We start from the raw sequence: 19988 nt of genomic DNA on the forward strand, positions 1-19988 counted from the left end.
ACCCGCACCCCGCTACCCAGTCGGCAAGAAACAGCGCAAAACGGATATGCCTAGACGCGGCGGGGCCGAGCAGCAGCCTTAAAGATCAAGCTAAGAGCGTCTGGCAGTAGGGGCGCACCGGCGGTCAGAAGGTGCCCGCCGGATGAAGAGCAGGCACGAGCCGCGGTGATCACGGGGTTCTCTGAGCTCAGCGATCACCGGATGGCTCGTGCCTGTCCACGTCAGCGACGAGATCTGCGATCAGACCAATCCGTAGCGGCGCGGTCGAGCGGGTCAGCCGTGGTCATGACCGCTCAACACCCCTGATCCGGGCCCGCTTCGGCCGCAGGCCGGCAGGTCCTTCCACGTCGGACGCCGAGCTGCAGGCAGCCGCCTTCTTGGGCTTCTTCACGGCGCCCGCCGCCGCGATGCGCTCGTTGAGGTCGTCCATGGTGCAGCTGGGATTGCCCGCGCCTGCTGTCCCAGGACCGGTCTGAGCGCTCCACCTAGTGCCGCGACCGGCAAGGTTTGCCCCGTCGCGACGCCCGGCACGCGCGCTCGCGGCGTTGGCCAAAAGCCCAGGTAGCTCCGCTACAAGGGCTTCCGGCCGCCTTGCGATCACACGCACCGGCCGCCGCTCCTTGACGGGCAAACCTTGCCGGTCGCGGCACTAGTACGGAGTCATGTGCACTGCCCAGGGCCATGCCGGTGTCCCGTTCGGTCTCACCTCGCCCTGCTCGTGCGTCGACGTGAAACCAGAATGGGGCCGTGGGCTGGTCGGGCGGGTGTTGTCCGGGCGCAAGTCACGCGCGCCGGCTGGCGCGGTCGGCGGTGAGGCGGGCCTCGAAGCCGTCGAGGAGGGACTGAAGGCCGAACGCGAAGGTGTTGTCGGGCGCCGCGGCGTACTCCGTGGCGGCTGTGGTGCCGAGGCGTTCGCGCAGGCGCGGGAATTGCATGGCGGTCTCGGTGGCGCGTGTCACGGCGTCGGCCATCAGTTGCTCGGCACCTGCGCCGTTCTTGCTCAGCCGACGGTTGAGCGAGACCTGCGCGGCAGGGCCGAGCGCGCTGCCGAGCACGAAGGTGAACACGGTGGCGGCTGCCCGGTCCGCGTCGGCGGTGGCGAAGCCCGCCTTTTCATAGATGCCGAGGCTGAGGTCGTTGTGCCGGGCCTGGCCGGATCCGTGCAGGAGGTGGCTGCCGAATGCCTGGACGAGCCAGGGGTGCCGGGTGAGCATCGCGTGCATGCCGGAGGCATGAGTGGTGGCGGCCGTGCGCCAGTCGGTGGCGTCGAGATCAGGCAGCTCGACCTCGGACCAGATCGCGTCGCTGGCGAGTCGGACCAGGTCGTCCTTGGTCTTGATGTGCCAGTAAACGGCCGTGGCGGCCGAGCCGAGCCGTTTCGCCAGGCTCCGCATATTGAGGCCGTCCAATCCCTCGTCGTCGAGGAGCTCGATGGCCGCACGGACGATCCGGTCTGCGGTCAGTGTGTCTCGTGGCATGGCCACCACCCTACTTGAACTTAGTTCATGCGCAACCTTGCACTTAGTTCGAGTGGCTGCCTATGCTCTGTCTCGTACTTAGTTCAAGTGCCCGAAGGGGCAGCCATGTCGCAGGACAAGCTGTCGGAGTTCGTCAAGGCGCAGGCTGCCGAGCTCGGCGTTCCTGGTGTCGCCGTCGGGGTGCTCCTGGACGGCCAGGAGATCTACGCCTCGCACGGAGTGACGAGCCTCAGCAACCCGCTGCCGGTCGACGAGAAGACGCTGTTCTCCCTGGGGTCGGTGTCCAAGACCTTCACGGCGACCGTGCTGATGCGCCTGGTCGCCGAGGGGAAGGTGGACCTGGACGCGCCGGTGCGGCGCTACGTGCCCGAGCTGAAGCTCGCCGACGAGCAGGCCGCGGCGCAGATCACCGTCCTGAACCTGCTCAACCACACCGCGGGCCTGGACTGGAACCTGATCGACGACGGCGAGGGCGACCGCTCCCTGGCCGGGCTCGTGGCGAAGCTGCCCGGGCTGCCGCTGATCGCGCTGCCCGGGGCCCGCGCCTCGTATAGCCAGGCCGGTTACAACCTGGCCGGGCGGATCATCGAGAAGGTCACGGGCCTGCCCTTCGAGCAGGCCATGGCCTCGCTCGTCCTGGAGCCGGTGGGCCTTGCGGACAGCGTGTACGGCCTGGCGGAGGTGATGGTCCGCAAGTTCGCGGTGGGCTACAACCGCGGCGACGACGGCGAACTGCGCCCCGCCCGGCCCTGGGCAGGGTTCAAGGAGGGCGCGCGCGGCGACAACCCCGGCGGCGGCCTCGCCTCCTCGGTGAGCGATCTGCTGCGCTGGGCGCGGTTCCAACTCGGCGACGGCGAGGGCGTGCTGCCCGCAGCGGAGCTGCACCGGATGCGGGAACAGACGGTCGGGCTGCGCGCCAGCACGCTCGGCGACGGCTTTGGCATCTGCTGGTTCCCCGGGGACGGTGTGCCGGAACGCTCACTTGCCGGCAACGAGCCGGGCCGATTCCGGGACGAGGTCCGACGCCGGGTTCGCGCCCCCGTTTGCGGCGGACAGGAGGGAGGCGTCCCTCAGCCGCCGTACAGCCCGCCGTCCGCCGCCGGCCCCGTGCCCGCCCGTCGCCAGGCCGGGGTGCATCACGAACGAAAAGTTGAGCAAGTGTCAGGAAAGTACGTCGCGGAGTCTTGCCGTCGCACACGCCTTTGGCCAGGATCGGCACTCGTCGGGCAACTCCGCCCCCTTGCCGACCGCACCGGAGGCACCATGCGTCTGCGTCGCACCGCCACCACGCTCGCCTTGGGCACGGCCGTCCTGTGCGCGCTGCCCGCAGCGGCTCCGGCCCAGGCCCGCAGCACGGCCACCAGCATGGAGGCGCCGTGGGGAGCGGGGGCCACGGCCCGGCCCACCGGCACCGTCACCATGCCCGACGGCGTAGTCCACCTCGCCGACAGCCGGGGCCGGGCTTTGCGGCTGCACGGTTTCAACCTCGGCAAGAGCGACACCGTCACCCGCGACCGCGTCGCCCGGCTCGCGCGCGACGGATTCAACCTGATGCGGCTCGACATCCAGTGGGAGAAGGTGGAACCCGGCCCGGGCCGGTACGACACCGCCTACCTGCGCTACCTCGACCAGGTGCTCGACTGGGCCGACCGGTATCACGTCCTGGTCCTCGTCGACTGGCACCAGGACGTCTTCGGCCCCGCCTTCGGCCACAATGGCATCCCCGCCTGGGCCACCCGCACCGACGGGCTGCCCTTCCAGTCCAACCCGGACGACTGGTTCTCCGACTACTTCCAGCCCGCCGTCCAGGCCGCCTTCACCCATCTGTACGACGACCCCGACCTGCGCACCGCCCAGGCCGCCGCCTACGCGAAGGTCGCCACCACCCTCCGCGGACACCGCTCGCTGCTCGGCTACGACCTGTTCAACGAACCCTTCGGCCCCGTCCCCGGGGACCCGACGGACCCCGCCGACCAAGTCGCCGCCTCCACCGCGCTCGAACAAGGTCGGCTGCCTGCTATGTACCGGCGCCTCATCCAGGCCGTCCGCGCCGTCGACCGCGACGCGTGGCTGTTCGTGGAGCCCACCGTCCTCGTCGGCCAAGGCGTCCCCACGAGCCTTCCCGGCTTCGCCGACCCGCGCCCCGGCGCCGCCCGCATCGGCTATGCCCCGCATGCCTACGACACTGCCGTCGAGGCGGGTCAGGACTGGGACCCGTCGGGGCAGTTCATCGAACGGTACGAAGCCGCCATCGGCGCCTACCCGGCCGCGCACCGGTTGCCCGTCCTCGTCGGCGAATGGGGGCCGCCCAAGGCCACCACGCCCGGCAACGCCCAGCTCGTACGCCGTCAGCTCCTGTCGATGCACGGCTTCGCCACCGGCTGGGCCATGTGGTACGACTGCGACGCCATGGACGGCGGCGGCTACTGCGCCCGTGACCGCGACGGCAACCCCGCTCCCGGCAAGGAACCCGCCTTCGCGCCCTACGCCCGGGCCGTCGCGGGCTCTCCGGGAGCCGAGACCTACGACCCGTCCACCCGGACCTACACCCTGACCCTGACCGCCACCCCCGCGACCCCCGGCACCTGGACGACGCTCACCCTCCCCACCGCCGCGTTCCCCCGGGGCGCGCGCATCACGGCGGAGGGCACGCGCGCCACGGTCGTCCGCAGCGCCCCCGGCGAGGCGGACGTGCTGCTCCCCGCGGCGCGTCCTGGCACCGTGGTCACCGTGACCGCGACGGCACGCTGAGGCCGCCCGAACTCCTCGCCGAAGTCCCGCGCGCCGACGTGGTCGTCCACGCGGGCGATTGGGTGGACATCGCCACGGTGGACCTGCTGCTGGACCGGTCGCGGCGGCTGACCGGCCTGTACGGCAAAAACGACGGCCCCGCCTTACGCATCCGGCTGCCGGAGGTGGCGTACGCGGAACTGGAGGGGGAGCGCTTCGGTGTCGTGCACGAGACCAGGGCGAGCTCGGGGTTACCGGACGGCGTCCGGGGGTGCCTTTCAGAACACCGACAGGCCGGTACGGCTCGTGAAGCGGTCCAGGGCCGCCACGTCGGCCACGGAGTTGCCGCGCTCGTCCAGGCGGGGGCTCCACACGCACAGCGCGCACCGGCCCCAGCAGCCGGATGGAGCGCACGGTCCGCGGCCCTTCCCGGGCGCCTTGGCTGGGAGCGGGCAGCGTGGCGGCGCGCGACCGGATCGCGGTGCCCGCGCTGCACCGTGTCCGGACGCACCACCAGCCGTTTCCTGCGCAGCACCCGTGAGGGCAGGCGGTGCAGCAACGTCGTCAGGAACACGCGATCAGTGAACCGAACCTATTCGCCTCCGAGTTGGCGCTCCAAGACCGTGACCTGATGGCGCAGGGCGAGGGCCTCTGCGTCCTTGTCCCGGTTGCTCACAAACAGCAGGCGCAGCACGGCGAACGCGTTCGTCACGGTCAGGTGAGCCGGTCACAGCAGCATGACCGGCCATCATGTCGGGGGATCGCCAGCCGCACGAGAGTACCGAGTCGAGCCTCCGCACTCGAGCCCGAAGCGTCTCGTGCACCGGCCCCAACCTGGGTGGATGAGGTTATCGGCAAGGGTGGCGCCCGCACCGGTCGCTGCTGTACCGCCCCTGGCCGACGTCGCCGTGGACCGCGCCACTGCCATCCGGCGGCACCGGGGGAATCGAAAATCTCGAGCCCCGTCCCCGCGACACGGTGCGGCGTGAAGACGGCCGCGATTCGACATTCGTCGGTCTCGTGCCGGGATCATCCCGACGTTCAACCGATGACGGAGCTGTGCCGGCGGCCGTAAAGTCCGCGCGAACCCGTCATCCGGCAGAGGAGACGAACAAATTCTTGTGCATCCTGCGCTGTTGAACCTGTCGTCCTCCCGAGCGCCGCCTCGAGGTTGGAAAGTGCCGTCCTCGTCCCGTTGATTCATCTTCTGGAAGCACGGTAATGAGCATATTCCTGATGTTTCGTCATCGTATTCGGGATGGCGAAAGCACGTGCTCGTGGAATCCGCCTTGGACGGTGACGGCGGCGGAAACCCCGGCGTGGTCTGGCCGGCGTCATCCGGCCGAATGAGACCGAGTTGGGGCTTCAAGGTCCCTGTGATCACGGACTCCAGTCCGTACTGCAGCACGCTGGGCCGCGGAAGCAAGTCGCGGTTGAAGAAGTGCGACTGAGTCGAGATCTGCCTGATCAGGAATTCACGATGTGGGGTGCATGCACCCCGTAGGAGAGCTGTACATGTCTCATCCCCCTTCCCCTCAACCAACCCGCCTCAGATCGCGTCCGGGCGTGTTCACCACGACGGTCATGTCACGTACCCGGCGCACCCTCAAGGGCTTGGCCACGGTCACCGTTGCGGCCCTGGCGCTTGGCGTCGGTCCGGCGCTGCCCGCGACGGCGGCGAGTCAGGCCGAAGGCACGATCGCGAACGCGGGCGCACCCGGTGCCATCAAGGATCGGTACATCGTGATCCTCGGCAAGGGAGCCGACTCCAAGTCGCGCAAGGGCAAGGCGCTTGCTGCCAAGTACGGTGCGAAGGTCAACAGGACTTACAACGCAGCGCTCAACGGGTACGCCGTCGAGCTGACGGAGAAGCAGGCCAAGCGTTTCGCCGCCGATCCGGCCGTGGAGTCCGTCGTGCAGGACCAGGTCGTCAAGGCGACCGACATTCAGCCCAATCCGCCCTCCTGGGGGCTGGACCGGATCGACCAGCAAGCCTTGCCGCTCGACAGCCGCTACACCTACCCGGATACGGCGGGTCGCGGAGTCTCGGCCTACATCATCGACACCGGTGTGCGCATCAGCCACCAGGACTTCGGCGGCCGCGCCAGCTACGGGTACGACGCCGTGGACGACGACAACATCGCCGAGGACGGCAACGGCCACGGCACGCACGTCGCCGGCACGGTCGCGGGCTCGTCGTACGGTGTGGCCAAGCAGGCCAAGATCGTCGCGGTACGCGTGCTGAACGACCAGGGCTCCGGCTCCACCTCCGGCGTCGTCGCGGGTGTGGACTGGGTGACCGCCAACGCCGTCAAGCCCGCGGTGGCCAACATGAGCCTCGGTGGCGTTGTCGACACGGCGCTGGACACCGCTGTCCGCAACTCCATAGCCTCCGGGGTCACCTACGCCGTGGCGGCGGGCAACGAGAACAGGGACGCCTCCACCTCGTCCCCGGCCCGCGTGCCCGAGGCCATCACCGTCGGCTCCACCACCAGCGGCGACGCCCGCTCCAGCTTCTCCAACTACGGCAGCAAGGTGGACATCTTCGCGCCCGGGTCGTCCATCACGTCGACGTGGCATACCGGCGACACTGCCACCAACACCATCTCCGGCACCTCGATGGCGTCCCCGCACGTGGCCGGAGCCGCCGCGCTCTACCTGGCGCAGGACCCCACCGCCTCCCCGTCGCTGGTCGCAGAGGCGCTGACCTCCTCAGCCACCACCGGAGTGGTGACTGACCCGGGAACCGGTTCCCCCAACCGGTTGTTGAACGTCACGGGCTTGCGTGCCGGGCCGCACGGCACCGTCACGGGTACCGTCACCGACGGCACCACTCCGCTGGCGTCGGCCAAGGTCACTGTGGGCGATGCCACGGTGATGACGGACGGTCAGGGGCGTTACGCCCTGACCGTGCGCCCACCGGGGACCTATGACATCAGCGTGAGCAAGTTCGGGTACGCCGCCAAGACCGTATCGGGTGTCGCGATCGCCGACGGCCAGACGGTGACCGAGAACTTCGCGCTGACCGCGAAGCCGAGTGTCAACGTCACCGGTACCGTCCACGACCGTTCGGGTCACGGCTGGCCGCTGTATGCGACCGTGCGGGTCAAGGGCGAGCCGACGTCGGTCGCCTACACCGACCCCAAGACGGGGAAGTACACGCTGAGTGTGCCCGTCTCCGACACCTACACCCTGCAGGTCGACCCGCTGTACCCGGGCTACAAGCGGGACTCTCAAGATGTGCAGGTGGGTTCGGCGGATGTGACGCATGACGTCAACGCGTCGGTCGACTGGACGACTTGCACCGCGGCCGGGTACGGGCTCCACTACGACGGCACCACCGAGTCGTTCGACGGGACCACCGCGCCGTCGGGCTGGACCGTCGACGAAAAGATTGGCAACGGCCAGACCTGGGTGTTCAACGACCCCGGCCAGCGCGGCAACAACACTGGCGGGTCCGGCGGCTTCGCCATCATCGACAGCCAGAAATACGGCAACGGACAGCGGCAGGACAGCTCGCTGATCAGCCCGGTCATGGACTTCAGCCGGCGAACCCACCCGGCCTTGTCCTTCCGCACCGACTACAACAGCTACTCGGGCCAGACCGGGGACGTCGATCTCAGCGTCGACGGCGGCCAGACGTGGACCAGCGTCTGGCACCACGGCAGCGACAGCGCCCGGGGGCCACGGACCGAACTCGTGGACCTGTCCCAGGCCGCCGGCAAGGCCAACGTCCAGGTGAGGTTCCACTTCACCTCCACCCTGGGGTGGTGGTGGCAGGTCGACGACGTCTTCCTCGGCGACCGCACGTGCGCCCCGGCACCGGGCGGCCTGGTCCTCGGCCAGGTGACCGACAAGAACACCGGGGCCGGGATCAACGGCGCCACGGTGACATCGGCCGACAAGCCTGCGGAGAAGGCGATCGCGCTGCCGACACCGAACGACCCGAACCTGGGCGACGGCTTCTACTGGATGTTCTCCTCGCTCACCGGGGAGCACAAGTTCACCGCCACGGCGGGGGGCAACTACGCCGCGCAGGACATCACCGTCAACGTGGCTCCGCACGAGGCAACGGCGAGCACGTTCGTCCTGCCCGCACCACGGCTCGAGGTCAGCCAGGACCAGCTCAGCAAGACCGTCGACTGGCAGGGCAAGGGCAGCTCCACGGTGACCTTGAAGAACACCGGAACCGCCCCGGTGACCGCCGCTATCGGTGAGTGGCCGGGCGGCCACCAGCCCGCCGCGGAGCAGCAGGGTGCTCCGCTGCACGAGATCAAGGGACACTTCAGCCCTGAGCCGTTCCGGCCCGGCAAGACCACGCAGCCGGCGGCCGTCAAGTCCTCGGTGACGCCGTACACGGCGCCGTGGACGACGGTGCCCGACTACCCCACGACGATCCTGGACAACGCCGTGGTGACCCTCGACGGCAAGGTCTACTCGATCGGCGGAAGCGACGGATACGCCCCCGCCTCGAACAAGTCATACGTCTACGATCCGGTCGCGCAGACGTGGAGTGCTCTGCCGAACCTGAAGGTCGGCCGTGAGGCGGCACAGGCGGCCGCCTATGGTGGGAAGATCTACGTCTTCGGCGGCTTGGACGCATACAACAAGATAGCCAAGACCGAGATCTACGACCCGGCGAGCCGTACCTGGTCCGCGGGTGCCGATATGCCGAAACCGTACTTCGGCGCCGCCGTGACCGTGCTGGGCGGCAAGATCTACATCGTCGGCGGCTGCTCGGGCGGCTGCTACAGGAACGACGTGCAGGTGTACGACCCGGCGTCGGACTCCTGGAGTTCGGCCACGCCCTACCCCGAAACGTGGGGCTTTCTCGGCTGCGGCACCATCGCGAACAAGCTGTACTGCGCGGGCGGGGTGGCGGGCAATACCACCACCAAGCACGCCTACAGCTACGACCCGGAGACCGCCAAATGGACTCCCATCGCCGACCTGCCGATCGACCTGTGGGCGATGGGCTACTCGGTGGGGGACGGCAAGCTCCTCATGTCCGGCGGCGTGACCAACGGCGGCACCACGATCACCAACCGGGGCTTCGCCTACGACCCGGGTTCCGACACCTGGACCCCGCTGCCCAACTCCAACAACACCGTCTACCGCGGCGGCTCCGCCTGCGGCTTCTACAAGATCGGAGGTATCACCGGCCCAGGCCAGTGGGACGCGACCAAGAAATCCGAGCTGCTGCCCGGCTATTGCGCGACCGATGTCCCCTGGCTCTCGGTGGACAAGACCGAGGTGACGATCCAGCCGGGCGAGAGCGTTGACGTCAACGTGAGTTTCAACGCAAACGTCGCAGAGATCACCCAGCCGGGCACGTTCAGCGCGCTGCTCACGATCAGGGCGCGGACCCCATACCAGATCGCATCGGTGCCGGTGGCGCTCACGGTGAACCCACCCAAGACCTGGGGGAAGATCACGGGGACGGTCACCGGCGGGGCCGGCTGCACCGGCAAGCCGGCGCCACTGGTCGGAGCGACCGTGCAGATCACCTCGAAGACGGGGAGCCACACGCTGAAGACCGACCAGAACGGTCAGTACGTGCTCTGGCTGGACGTCAGCGACAGCCCGCTCACGGTGACCGCGTCCAGGGACGGCTGGGAGTCGCAGACCCAATCGGTCAAGGTCAAGGCGGGTAAGGCGACCACGACCGACTTCTCTCTCACATACACCTGCACCTGATCTGACACTCCGTGCGGGCCGGGCCAGGCCCCGGCCCGCACGGACAGGTCTCGGCCCCACCATCGATCCGATGGCGGGGCCGAGACGCTTGTATGGTCAGGCGGATGCCGAGCCGCCGGGCGTCTGCACGATTCGACATTCGTCGGGTTCGCACCGGGATCGTCCCGACATTCAACCGATGACGGAGCTGTGCCGCCGGCCGTAAAGTCCGCGCAAACCCGTTGTCCGGCGGAAGGGACAAGCAAAGTCTCGTGCACCCTATGCTGTTGAACCTCTCGTCTACCCGAGCACCGCCTCGAGGCCAGAAATTGCCGACTGCGTCCGGTTGATTTATCTTCTGGTGGCATAGCGCAGCACATTCCTGACGTTTCGTCATCTCGTTGGGAGACGACAGCCCTGATATCCAGTTTCCTGTCGGCGATGGGCGCTCAGGCGCAGGCACCTGCTGACCCATCGTCGAAAAGGGCCTCATGCGGCCGTGTTCTCCTATGAAGATGCGATCCGTGAGCACGTGCTCGTGGAATCTGCCTTGGACAATGTCGGCGACGGAAAGCACGACATGATCGCGGCCGACAACATCCGGCCGAACGAGACGGAATTGAGCATCAAGCTCCCCGTGATCACGGACGTCAGTTCGTACTTCAGCACGCTGGGCCGCGGAAGCGAGTCGCAGCTGAAGAAGTACGACTGAGCCGAAATCTGCCCTGCTCAAGCATTCACGATTCGGGTTTGCATGCACCCCGTAGGAGAGGTGTACATGTCTCATCCCCGCTCCGCTCAACCAACTCGCCTCAGATCGCGTCCGCTCGCGTTAACCATGGCGGTCGGACGCGTCTTGACGCTGATCGTGGCGCTCGCCGTCGCCGCAGCCACGGTGATCGCTGTGCCGGCCGCGGCCTCCGCCTCCACCCCCTCCGCCAAGCATCCCGTCCCGGCCACGAAGGCCGCCGGCTCCACCGTGCCTGGCCGGCACCCCGCCGATCAGGTGTGCGCCACGCCGTCAAAGGCCGGCGAGATGTCCTGCTTCGCCATGGTCCGTACCGATGTCGTCGCGGCGAAGGGTCTCCAGGCTGATGCCGCTCCCGCCGGTTTCGGCCCGGCCGACCTGCAGAGGGCGTACAACCTGCCCTCTGCCGGATCCACTGAGACGGTCGCCGTCGTGGCTGCGTTCGACAACCCGAACGCCGAGGCGGACCTGGCCGTCTACCGTCAGCAGTACGGGCTGCCGCCGTGCACCACGTCCAACGGCTGCTTCAAGAAGATCGACCAGCGCGGCGGCACCCACTATCCGCCGGCGAACTCCCAGTGGGCCGCGGAGATCGCACTCGACATCGACATGGTCAGCGCGACCTGCCCGAGCTGCAGGATCCTCCTGGTCGAGGCCGACGACAACGGCATGAACAACCTTGGCACGGCCGTGAACCAGGCGGTCGCCCAGGGCGCCAAGTTCGTCTCCAACAGCTGGGGCAGTACCGAGAATTCCAGTGCGCCCCAGAGCGAAGCCTACTTCAACCACCCCGGTGTCGCGATCACCTTCGCCAGCGGTGACAGCGGTTACCGCGTCGCATACCCGGCCTCGTCGCAGTATGTGACGGCGGTCGGCGGCACCTCGTTGGTCAAGGACACCTCCACCACCCGCGGCTGGGCCGAAAGCGCATGGAGGTATGCGGGCAGCGGCTGTTCGAGGTTCCTGCCCAAGCCGTCGTTCCAGCAGGACACCGGCTGCGCGCGCCGTACGATCACGGATGTGTCCGCGGTCGCCGACCCGAGCACCGGTGTCGCGGTCTACCACGGTGGCTGGCAGGTCTTCGGCGGCACCAGCGCGTCCGCCCCGATCATCGCCTCGGTCTACGCGCTGGCCGGGACACCGGCGGCTGGTTCGGCGCCCAGCTCCTACCCGTATGCCCAGCCTTCCGCGCTGAATGATGTGACGTCCGGAAGCAACGGAAGTTGCACGCCTGCGTATCTGTGCAACGGCGGGCCGGGGTATGACGGGCCGACCGGGCTCGGCACCCCGAACGGGCTCGCGGCGTTCCGCCCCGCGCCCTCCGGGCCGCGCGGCACTGTCGCGGGTACGGTGACCGACGGCAGCGCCCCGCTGGCGGCAGCCAAGGTCACCGTGGGTGACGTCACGGCGATGACGGATGGTCAGGGGCACTACACCTTGAGCGTGCCACCGGGGACGTACGACGTCAGCGTGAGCAAGTTCGGGTACGCCGGCAAGACCGTCTCGGATGTCACGATCGCCGACGGCCAGACGGTGACCGAGAACTTCGCGCTGACCGCGAAGCCGAGTGTCAACGTCACCGGTACGGTCCGTGACGGTTCCGGTCACGGCTGGCCGTTGTATGCGACGGTGCGGGTCAAGGGTGAGCCGACGTCGGTTGCCTACACCGACCCCAAGACGGGGAAGTACGCGCTGAGTGTGCCCGTCTCCGACACCTACACTTTGCAGGTCGACCCGTTGTACCCGGGATACAAGCGCAACTCCCAGGATGTTCAGGTGGGTTCGGCGGATCTGACGCATGACGTCAACGCGTCGGTCGACCCGATGAGCTGCACTGCCGCCGGGTACGGCTTCAAGTATCACGGCACCACGGAGCCGTTCGACGGCACCACCGCGCCGGCGGGCTGGACCGTCGACGACAAGGTCGGCAACGGCGAGACCTGGGTGTTCAAGGACCCCCGCGGTCGCCCCAACAGGACCGGTGGGTCCGGCGGCTTCGCCGTCATCGACAGCGATTACTACGGCCGCGACAGTTCACAGGACAGCTCGCTGATCAGCCCGGTCATGGACTTCAGCCAGGAAGCCCAACCGGTCCTGACCTTCCACTCCGACTACAACGGCATGGTGTACCAGACCGGGGACGTCGATCTCAGCGTCGACGGCGGCAAGACGTGGACGACCCTCTGGCACCACGCCAATGACAGAGCCTGGGGGCCGCGGACCGAGCTCGTGGACCTGTCCCAGGCCGCCGGCAAGGCCAACGTCCAGGTGCGGTTCCACCTCGCCGCCAAGTGGGGCATGTGGTGGCAGGTCGACGACGTCCTCCTCGGCAGCCGCACCTGTGACCCGCTGCCGGGCGGCCTGGTCGTCGGCCGGGTGACCGACAAGAACACCGGGGTCGGAATCAACGGCGCCACAGTGACCTCGGCCGACAAGCCCGCGGAGAAGACGACCTCGGCGGCGACGCCGAACAACCCGAACCTGGGCGATGGCTTCTACTGGATGTTCTCCTCGCTCACCGGGGACCACATGTTCAACGCCAAGGTGGGGACCTACTACAGCCCACAGGACATCACCGTCAACGTGGCCCCGGACCAGGCAACGGACGGCACGTTCGCCCTGCCCGCACCCCGGATCGCGGTCCCGGCCCAAGTCAGCACGACCGTCGACTGGGAGGGCCAGGGCAACTCCAACCTGACCTTGAAGAACACCGGAACCGCCCCGGTGACCGCCAAGATCGGTGAGTGGCCGGTCGCGCCGAGCGGCAACCAGCCCGCCGCGGCGCAGCAGGGTGCTCCGCTGCAGAAGGTGAAGGGCGATTACAGCCCCCTGCCGTTCCAGCCCGGCAAGACCGCGCGGGCGGCGGCTGCCAAGCCGTCGGTGACGCCGTACGCGGCGCCGTGGACGACGGTGGCCGACTACCCCATGCCGGTCATGGACAACGCTGTGGCGACCATCAACGGCAAGGTCTACTCGGTCGGCGGATTCGACGATACGTACTTCGTCAACAAGGCCTACGTCTACGACTCGGGCGCGCAGGCGTGGAGTGCTCTGCCGAACATGAGCGTTGCCAGAGGCGGAGCGCAGGCAGCCGCCTATGGTGGCAAGCTCTACGTCTTCGGCGGCTGGGACAACCGCACGAGCCCGGTGGCCAAGACCGAGATCTACGACCCGGCGAGCGGTACCTGGTCCACGGGCGCCGACAACCCGCAACCGCGCTCCGGCGCCGGCGTGGCCGTGCTGGGCGGCAAGATCTACCTCGTCGGCGGCTGCATCGGCAACGACTGCGGCAAGACGGATGTGCAGGTCTACGATCCGGCGGCGGACTCCTGGAGTTCGGGCGCGGCGTATCCGGAGAAGGTCGCCTGGCTCGGTTGCGGTGGCATCGATGACAAGCTGTACTGCGCGGGCGGGTACCAAGGCCTCGTCAGCACGCACGCCTACAGCTACGACCCGGCAACCGCCAGATGGACTCGCGTCGCTGACCTGCCGATCGAGCTGTGGGGGATGGGCTACTCGGTGTCAGCCGGCAAGCTCCTTGTGTCCGGCGGCGTGACCAACCACTCCAGCGTGCTCACCAACCAGGGCTTCGCCTACGACCCGGGTTCCGATGTTTGGACCGCGCTGCCCAACTCCAACAGCACTCTCTACCGCAGCGGCTCCGCCTGCGGTTTCTACAGGATCGGGGGTTCCGCCGGAAACTACTACGGTTCCAGGAACTCGGAGCTGTTGCCCGGCTATGACCAGTGTGCCGCCACGGGCGATGTCCCCTGGCTCTCGGTGGACAAGACCGAGGTGACGATCCAGCCGGGCGAGAGTGTTGACGTCGAGGTGAGTTTCGACGCGAGCCTCGCCGAGATCACCCAGCCGGGCACGATCGCCGCGGAGCTCACGATCGGCGCGAAGACCCCGTACGGGGCGATCCCCTCGGTGCCGGTGGCGCTCACGGTGAACCCACCCACGACCTGGGGAAAGATCACCGGGACGGTTACCGGAGTCGGCTGCACCGGCAAATCGGCGCCGTTGACCGGAGCGACCGTGCAGATCACCTCGAAGACGGCGAGCTACACCTTGAAGACCGACAAGAACGGCCAGTACGTGTTCTGGCTCGACGTCAGAGAAAACCCGGTCACGGTGACCGCGTCCAAGGACGGCTGGGAGCCGCAGACCCGAAAGGTCGAGATCAAGCCGGGTAAAGCAACCACGGCCAGCTTCTCTCTCAAAGAAACCTGCAGCTGATCTGACGCTCCGTGCGTGACCGGGCCTGGCCCCCGGTCCGCATGGACAGGTCTCGGCCCCGCCACCGATCCCGTGGCGGGGCCGAGACGCTTCCAGCAGCCGGCGATCGACCGGGGTGATGCCGCGCCGGCGACCCTGATCGCACGCCATGCCGAGTTGGCCGGGGCCATAGGTCGCTGGGCACACCTGGCCGGGGGCAGCCGTCCCGGCCCGGGTTTTTGCATAGTCAGGCGGATGCCGAGCCGCCGGGGGTGTGCACGATTCGACATTCGTCGGGCTCGTGCCGGGATCGTCCCGACGTTCGGCCGATGACGGAGCTGTGCCGGCGGCCGTAAAGTCCGCGCGAACCCGTTATCCGGCAGAGGGGGCGAACAAAGTCTCGTGCATCCTGCGCTGTTGAACTTTTCGTCTTCCCGAGCGCCGCCTCGAGGCTGGAAAGTTCCGTCCTCGTCTGGTTGATTCCTCTTCTGGAAGCACGGTCATGAGCATATTCCTGATGTTTCGTCATCGTATTCGGGATGGCGAAAGCACGTGCTCGTGGAATCAGTCCCGGACGGTGACGGCGGCGGAAAGCCCGGTGTGGTCTGGCCGGCATCATCCGGTCGAATGAGACCGAGTTGGGGCTTCAAGCTACCCGTGATCACGGACTCCAGTCCGTACTGCAGCACGCTGGGCCGCGGACGCAAGTCGCGGTTGAAGAAGTGCGACTGAGCCGAGATCTGCCTGATCAGGAATTCACGATGTGGGGTTGCACGCACCCCGTAGGAGAGCTGTACATGTCTCATCCCCCTTCCCCTCAACCAACCCGCCTCAGATCGCGTCCGCTTGCGTCAACCACGATGGTCGGATGCGTCGGCGCGCTGATCGTGACGCTCGCTGTCGCCGCAGAGGAGGCCCTGTGATGCCAGTGATGTCACGTACTGCCCGGCGCACTCTCAAGGGCTTGGCCGCGGTCACCGTCGCGGCGTTGACGCTTGGTGTCGGTCCGGCGCTGCCCGCGGCGGCGGCGAGTCAGGCCGAAGGCACGATCGCGAACGCGGGCGCACCCGGTGCCATCAAGGATCGGTACATCGTGATCCTCGGCAAGGGAGCCGACTCCAAGTCGCGCAAGGGCAAGGCACTGGCCGCCAAGTACGGTGCCAAGGTCAACAGGACCTACGATGCGGCGCTCAACGGCTATGCCGTCGAGCTGACGGAGAAGCAGGCCAGGCGGTTCGCCGCCGACCCGGCCGTGGAGTCCGTCGTGCAGGACCAGGTCGTCAAGGCGACCGGCACCGACCCGACCGGCACTCAGCCCAATCCGCCCTCCTGGGGGCTGGACCGGGTCGACCAGCCGGCCCTGCCGCTCGACAGCAGCTACACCTACCCGGGTACAGCGGGTGGTGGAGTCACGGCCTACATCATCGACACCGGTGTGCGCATCAGTCACCAGGACTTCGGTGGCCGTGCCAGTTACGGGTACGACGCGGTGGACGGCGACAACATTGCCGAGGACGGCAACGGCCACGGCACGCACGTCGCCGGTACGGTCGCGGGATCCTCGTACGGTATGGCCAAGAAGGCCAAGATCGTCGCGGTCCGCGTGCTGGACAACTCCGGCTACGGCAGCACCTCCGGCGTCATCGCGGGCGTGGACTGGGTGACCGCCAACGCCGTCAAGCCTGCGGTGGCCAACATGAGCCTCGGCGGCCCTACCGACACGGCGCTGGACACCGCTGTCCGCAACTCCATAGCCTCCGGGGTCACCTACGCCGTGGCGGCGGGCAACGAGGGCACAGATGCCTCCACCCAGTCCCCGGCCCGTGTGAGCGAGGCCCTCACAGTCGGCTCCACCGCCAGCAATGACGTCCGCTCCAGCTTCTCCAACTACGGCAGCACGCTGGACATCTTCGCGCCCGGGTCATCCATCAAGTCGGCGTGGTACACCGGCGACACCGCCACCAACACCATCTCCGGCACCTCAATGGCGTCCCCGCACGTGGCCGGAGCAGCCGCGCTCTACCTGGCCGACAACCCCGCCGCCACCCCCTCGCAGGTCGCAGAGGCGCTCACCTCCGCAGCCACCACCGGAGTGGTGACCGCCCCGGGCACCGGTTCCCCCAACCTGCTGATGAACGTCTCGGCTTTCCGTTCCGGGCCGCACGGCACCGTCACGGGTACCGTCACCGACGGCACCACTCCGCTGGCCGCGGCCAAGATCACCGTGGGGGACACCACGGCGATGACGGACGGTCAGGGACGCTACAGCCTGACCGTGCCGGCGGGAACATACGACGTCAGTGCGAGCAAGTTCGGGTACGCCACCAAGACCGTTTCGGGTGTCGCGATCGCCGACCGGCAGACGGTGACCGAGAACCTCGCGCTGACCGCGAAGCCGCGCGTGAAGGTCACGGGCACGGTCCATGACGGTTCCGGTCAGGGCTGGCCGCTGTATGCGACGGTGCGGGTCAAGGACGAACCGACGGCGGTCGCCTACACCGACCCCAAGACGGGGAAGTACACGCTGAGTGTGCCCGTCTCCGACACCTACACCCTGCAGGTCGACCCGCTGTACCCGGGCTACAAGCAGGACTCGTACGATGTGCAGGTGGGTTCGGCAGACGTGACGCATGACGTCAACGCGCCGGTCGACTGGACGACCTGCAGCGCGGCCGGGTACGGGCTCCATTACGACGGCGCCACCGAGTCGTTCGACGGCACCACCACGCCGTCGGGCTGGACCGTCGATGACAAGGTCGGCAACGGCCAGACCTGGGTGTTCAACGACCCCGGCCAGCGCGGCAACAAGACCGGCGGGTCCGGTGGCTTCGCCATCATCGACAGCCTTAAGCACGGCATGAACCAGTCGCAGGACAGCTCGCTGATCAGCCCGGTCATGGACTTCAGTCGGCGAACCCACCCGTCCCTGTCCTTCCGCACCGACTACTACGGCTTCCCGTTGGGCCAGACCGGGGACGTCGATCTCAGCGTCGACGGCGGCCAGACGTGGACCACCGTCTGGCACCGCACAAAGGACCTCACCCGGGGGCCGCGGACCGAGCTCGTGGACCTGTCCCAGGCCGCAGGCAAGGCCAACGTCCAGGTGCGGTTCCACTTCACCGGCAGCGGGGGCAAGTGGTGGCAGGTCGACGACGTCTTCCTCGGCGACCGCACGTGTGACCCGGCACCGGGCGGCCTGGTCGTCGGCCAGGTGACCGACAAGAACACCGGGGACGCGATCAACGGCGCCTCGGTGACATCGGCCGACAAGCCCGCGGAGAAGACGACCTCGGTGGCGACGCCGAAGGACCCCGACCTGGGCGACGGCTTCTACTGGATGTTCTCCTCGCTCACCGGAGAGCACAAGTTCACCGCCACGGCGGGGAACTTCTACAGCGCACACGACATCACCGTCAACGTGGCCCCGCATCAGGCAACGGACGGCACGTTCGCCCTGCCCGCACCCCGGATCGCGGTCCCGGCCCAGGTCGGCAAGACCGTCGACTGGCAGGGCAAGGGCAGCTCCACCGCGACCTTGAAGAACACCGGAACCGCCCCGGTGACCGTCAAAATCGGTAAGCAGCCGGGCGGCCACCAGCCCGCCGCGAAGCAGCAGGGTGCTCCGCTGCAGGAGGTGAAGGGACACTACAGCCCCCTGCGGTTCCGGCCCGACAAGACCGCGCAGTCGGCAGCCGCCAAGCCCTTGACGACGCCGTACGCGGCACCGTGGACGACGGTGGCCGACTACCCCGTACCGGTCATGGACAACGGCGTGGCGACCCTCGATGGCAAGGTCTACTCGGTCGGCGGAACGGACGGCAAAACCGATTACAAGAACGCCTACGTCTACGATCCGTTCGCCCAGGCGTGGAGTGCCCTGCCGAACATGAGCATCACCCGTACGGCGCCGCAGGTCGCCGCCTACGGTGGCAAACTCTACGTCTTCGGAGGCTGGGACCCGTACGGGAGGCCGGTGGCCAAGACCGAGATCTACGACCCGGCGACCGGAGCCTGGTCCATCGGCGCCGACACCCCGAAGCCGTACGCCGGCGCCGCAGTGACCGTACTGGGCGGCAAGATCTACATCGTGGGCGGCTGCACGTACGACGGCTGTGGCAGCACGGATGTGCAGGCGTACGACCCGGCCTCGGACACCTGGAGTTCGGGCACGGCGTATCCGGAGCCGATCTCCTGGCTCGGCTGCGGCGCCATCGCGAACAAGCTGTACTGCGCGGGCGGGGCTACCTCGGCCGGTACCACCAAGCACGCCTACAGCTACGACCCGTCGTCCCACAGCTGGACCGCCGTCGCCGACCTGCCGATCGACCTGTGGGGTATGGGCTACTCGACGGCAGACGGCAAGTTCCTCGTATCCGGTGGCGTGACCGACAGCTTCACCACGATCACCAACCAGGGCTTCACCTACGACCCGGGTTCCGACACCTGGACCGCGCTGCCCAACTCCAACAACGCTCTCTACCGCGGCGGCTCCGCCTGCGGCTTCTACAAGATCGGAGGCTCCCCCGCAGGGTGGGACGCGGCCAAGAACTCCGAGCTGCTGCCCGGCTATGACCAGTGCGTCGGAATCCCCTGGCTCTCGGTGGACAAGACCGAGGTGACGATCCAGCCGGGCGAGAGCGCTGACGTCACCGTGAGCTTCGACGCGAACGTCGCCGAGATCACCCAGCCGGGCACGTTCACCGCGCAGCTCACGGTCAGCGCGAAGACCCCGTACGGGGCGATCCCGTCGGTCCCGGTGGCGCTCACGGTGAACCCGCCCAGGACCTGGGGAAAGATCACCGGGACGGTCACCGGAGTCGACTGCAACGGCACGCCGAAGCCGCTGACCGGAGCGACCGTGCAGATCACCTCGAAGACGGCGAGCTACACGCTGAGGACCGACCGGAACGGTCAGTACGTGCTCTGGCTGGACGTCAGCAACAACCCGCTCACGGTGATCGCGGCCAAGGACGGCTGGGCGTCGGAGACCCGATCGGTCAAGTTCAAGCAGGGTATGGCGACCATGGCCGACTTCTCCCTCAAACCCGACCGCACCTGCACCTGATCTGACGTTCCGTGGGGGGGGGGGGGGGCGGCCCCCCCCCCCCCCCCCAACGCCCCCCCCCGCGCCGCCCCCC

7 protein-coding genes and 5 pseudogenes are annotated in these 19988 nt (G+C 68.1%); 9 read left to right on the plus strand and 3 right to left on the minus strand.

The features are described from left to right. Positions 1–283: 283 nt before the first annotated feature. Together AB0N06_RS33900 and AB0N06_RS33905 are read right to left on the minus strand one after the other, a co-directional pair. Positions 284–430 (minus strand): hypothetical protein, encoded by a 147-nt coding sequence (locus tag AB0N06_RS33900; RefSeq protein WP_366138531.1) that lies wholly within the window; start codon positions 428–430, stop codon positions 284–286. A 352-nt stretch (positions 431–782) separates the two neighbouring features. After that, positions 783–1478: a TetR/AcrR family transcriptional regulator gene (locus tag AB0N06_RS33905; protein WP_366138532.1), complete on the minus strand. Its 696-nt coding sequence runs from the start codon at positions 1476–1478 to the stop codon at positions 783–785. 105 nt (positions 1479–1583) lie between these two features. On the opposite strand from AB0N06_RS33905, the gene AB0N06_RS33910 reads away from it, so the two are divergent. Together AB0N06_RS33910 and AB0N06_RS33915 are read left to right on the plus strand one after the other, a co-directional pair. Beyond that, positions 1584–4229: a serine hydrolase gene (locus tag AB0N06_RS33910; protein ID WP_366138533.1), complete on the plus strand. Its 2646-nt coding sequence runs from the start codon at positions 1584–1586 to the stop codon at positions 4227–4229. After that, positions 4226–4459 (plus strand): annotated as a pseudogene (locus tag AB0N06_RS33915) (metallophosphoesterase family protein); the annotation flags it as partial. The gene AB0N06_RS33910 and the pseudogene AB0N06_RS33915, both read left to right, overlap by 4 nt. A gap of 27 nt (positions 4460–4486) precedes the next feature. Here AB0N06_RS33915 and AB0N06_RS33920 read toward each other — a convergent pair. Next, positions 4487–4600 (minus strand): annotated as a pseudogene (locus AB0N06_RS33920) (glutaminase); the annotation flags it as partial. A gap of 1192 nt (positions 4601–5792) precedes the next feature. On the opposite strand from AB0N06_RS33920, the pseudogene AB0N06_RS33925 reads away from it, so the two are divergent. From AB0N06_RS33925 to AB0N06_RS33955, 7 genes and pseudogenes are all read left to right on the plus strand, one after another. Continuing rightward, positions 5793–6989 (plus strand): annotated as a pseudogene (locus AB0N06_RS33925) (S8 family peptidase); the annotation flags it as partial. Then, a complete protein-coding gene (locus tag AB0N06_RS33930) occupies positions 6990–9905 on the plus strand; it encodes a carboxypeptidase regulatory-like domain-containing protein (protein ID WP_366138536.1) in 2916 nt (971 codons plus the stop codon). It begins immediately after the preceding pseudogene. A gap of 478 nt (positions 9906–10383) precedes the next feature. Continuing rightward, the gene (locus tag AB0N06_RS33935; protein ID WP_366138534.1) at positions 10384–10596 is read left to right on the plus strand and encodes a hypothetical protein; all 213 of its coding nucleotides are present in this window, start codon (positions 10384–10386) and stop codon (positions 10594–10596) included. A gap of 66 nt (positions 10597–10662) precedes the next feature. Then, a complete protein-coding gene (locus AB0N06_RS33940) occupies positions 10663–14871 on the plus strand; it encodes a carboxypeptidase regulatory-like domain-containing protein (protein WP_366138535.1) in 4209 nt (1402 codons plus the stop codon). A 901-nt stretch (positions 14872–15772) separates the two neighbouring features. Then, a pseudogene (locus AB0N06_RS33945) lies at positions 15773–16990 on the plus strand (S8 family peptidase); the annotation flags it as partial. A gap of 39 nt (positions 16991–17029) precedes the next feature. Continuing rightward, positions 17030–17998, plus strand: a pseudogene (locus AB0N06_RS33950) (carboxypeptidase regulatory-like domain-containing protein); the annotation flags it as partial. A gap of 612 nt (positions 17999–18610) precedes the next feature. Continuing rightward, on the plus strand, positions 18611–19915 hold the full coding sequence (locus tag AB0N06_RS33955) for a kelch repeat-containing protein (RefSeq protein ID WP_366138537.1): 1305 nt from the start codon (positions 18611–18613) through the stop codon (positions 19913–19915). The last annotated feature ends 73 nt before the right edge of the window (positions 19916–19988 follow it).

Origin of the sequence: Streptomyces sp. NPDC051020, assembly GCF_040683105.1 — a bacterium.
In the GTDB taxonomy this organism is placed as follows: Bacteria; Actinomycetota; Actinomycetes; order Streptomycetales; family Streptomycetaceae; genus Streptomyces.

Bases quoted from the DNA above. Each gene is read 5' to 3' on its own strand.
- AB0N06_RS33955 (WP_366138537.1), top strand. From the start codon at position 18,611: ATGGACAACGGCGTGGCGACCCTCGATGGCAAGGTCTACTCGGTCGGC.
- AB0N06_RS33910 (WP_366138533.1), top strand. From the start codon at position 1,584: ATGTCGCAGGACAAGCTGTCGGAGTTCGTCAAGGCGCAGGCTGCCGAG.
- AB0N06_RS33940 (WP_366138535.1), top strand. From the start codon at position 10,663: ATGTCTCATCCCCGCTCCGCTCAACCAACTCGCCTCAGATCGCGTCCG.
- AB0N06_RS33905 (WP_366138532.1), bottom strand. From the start codon at position 1,478: ATGCCACGAGACACACTGACCGCAGACCGGATCGTCCGTGCGGCCATC.
- AB0N06_RS33900 (WP_366138531.1), bottom strand. From the start codon at position 430: ATGGACGACCTCAACGAGCGCATCGCGGCGGCGGGCGCCGTGAAGAAG.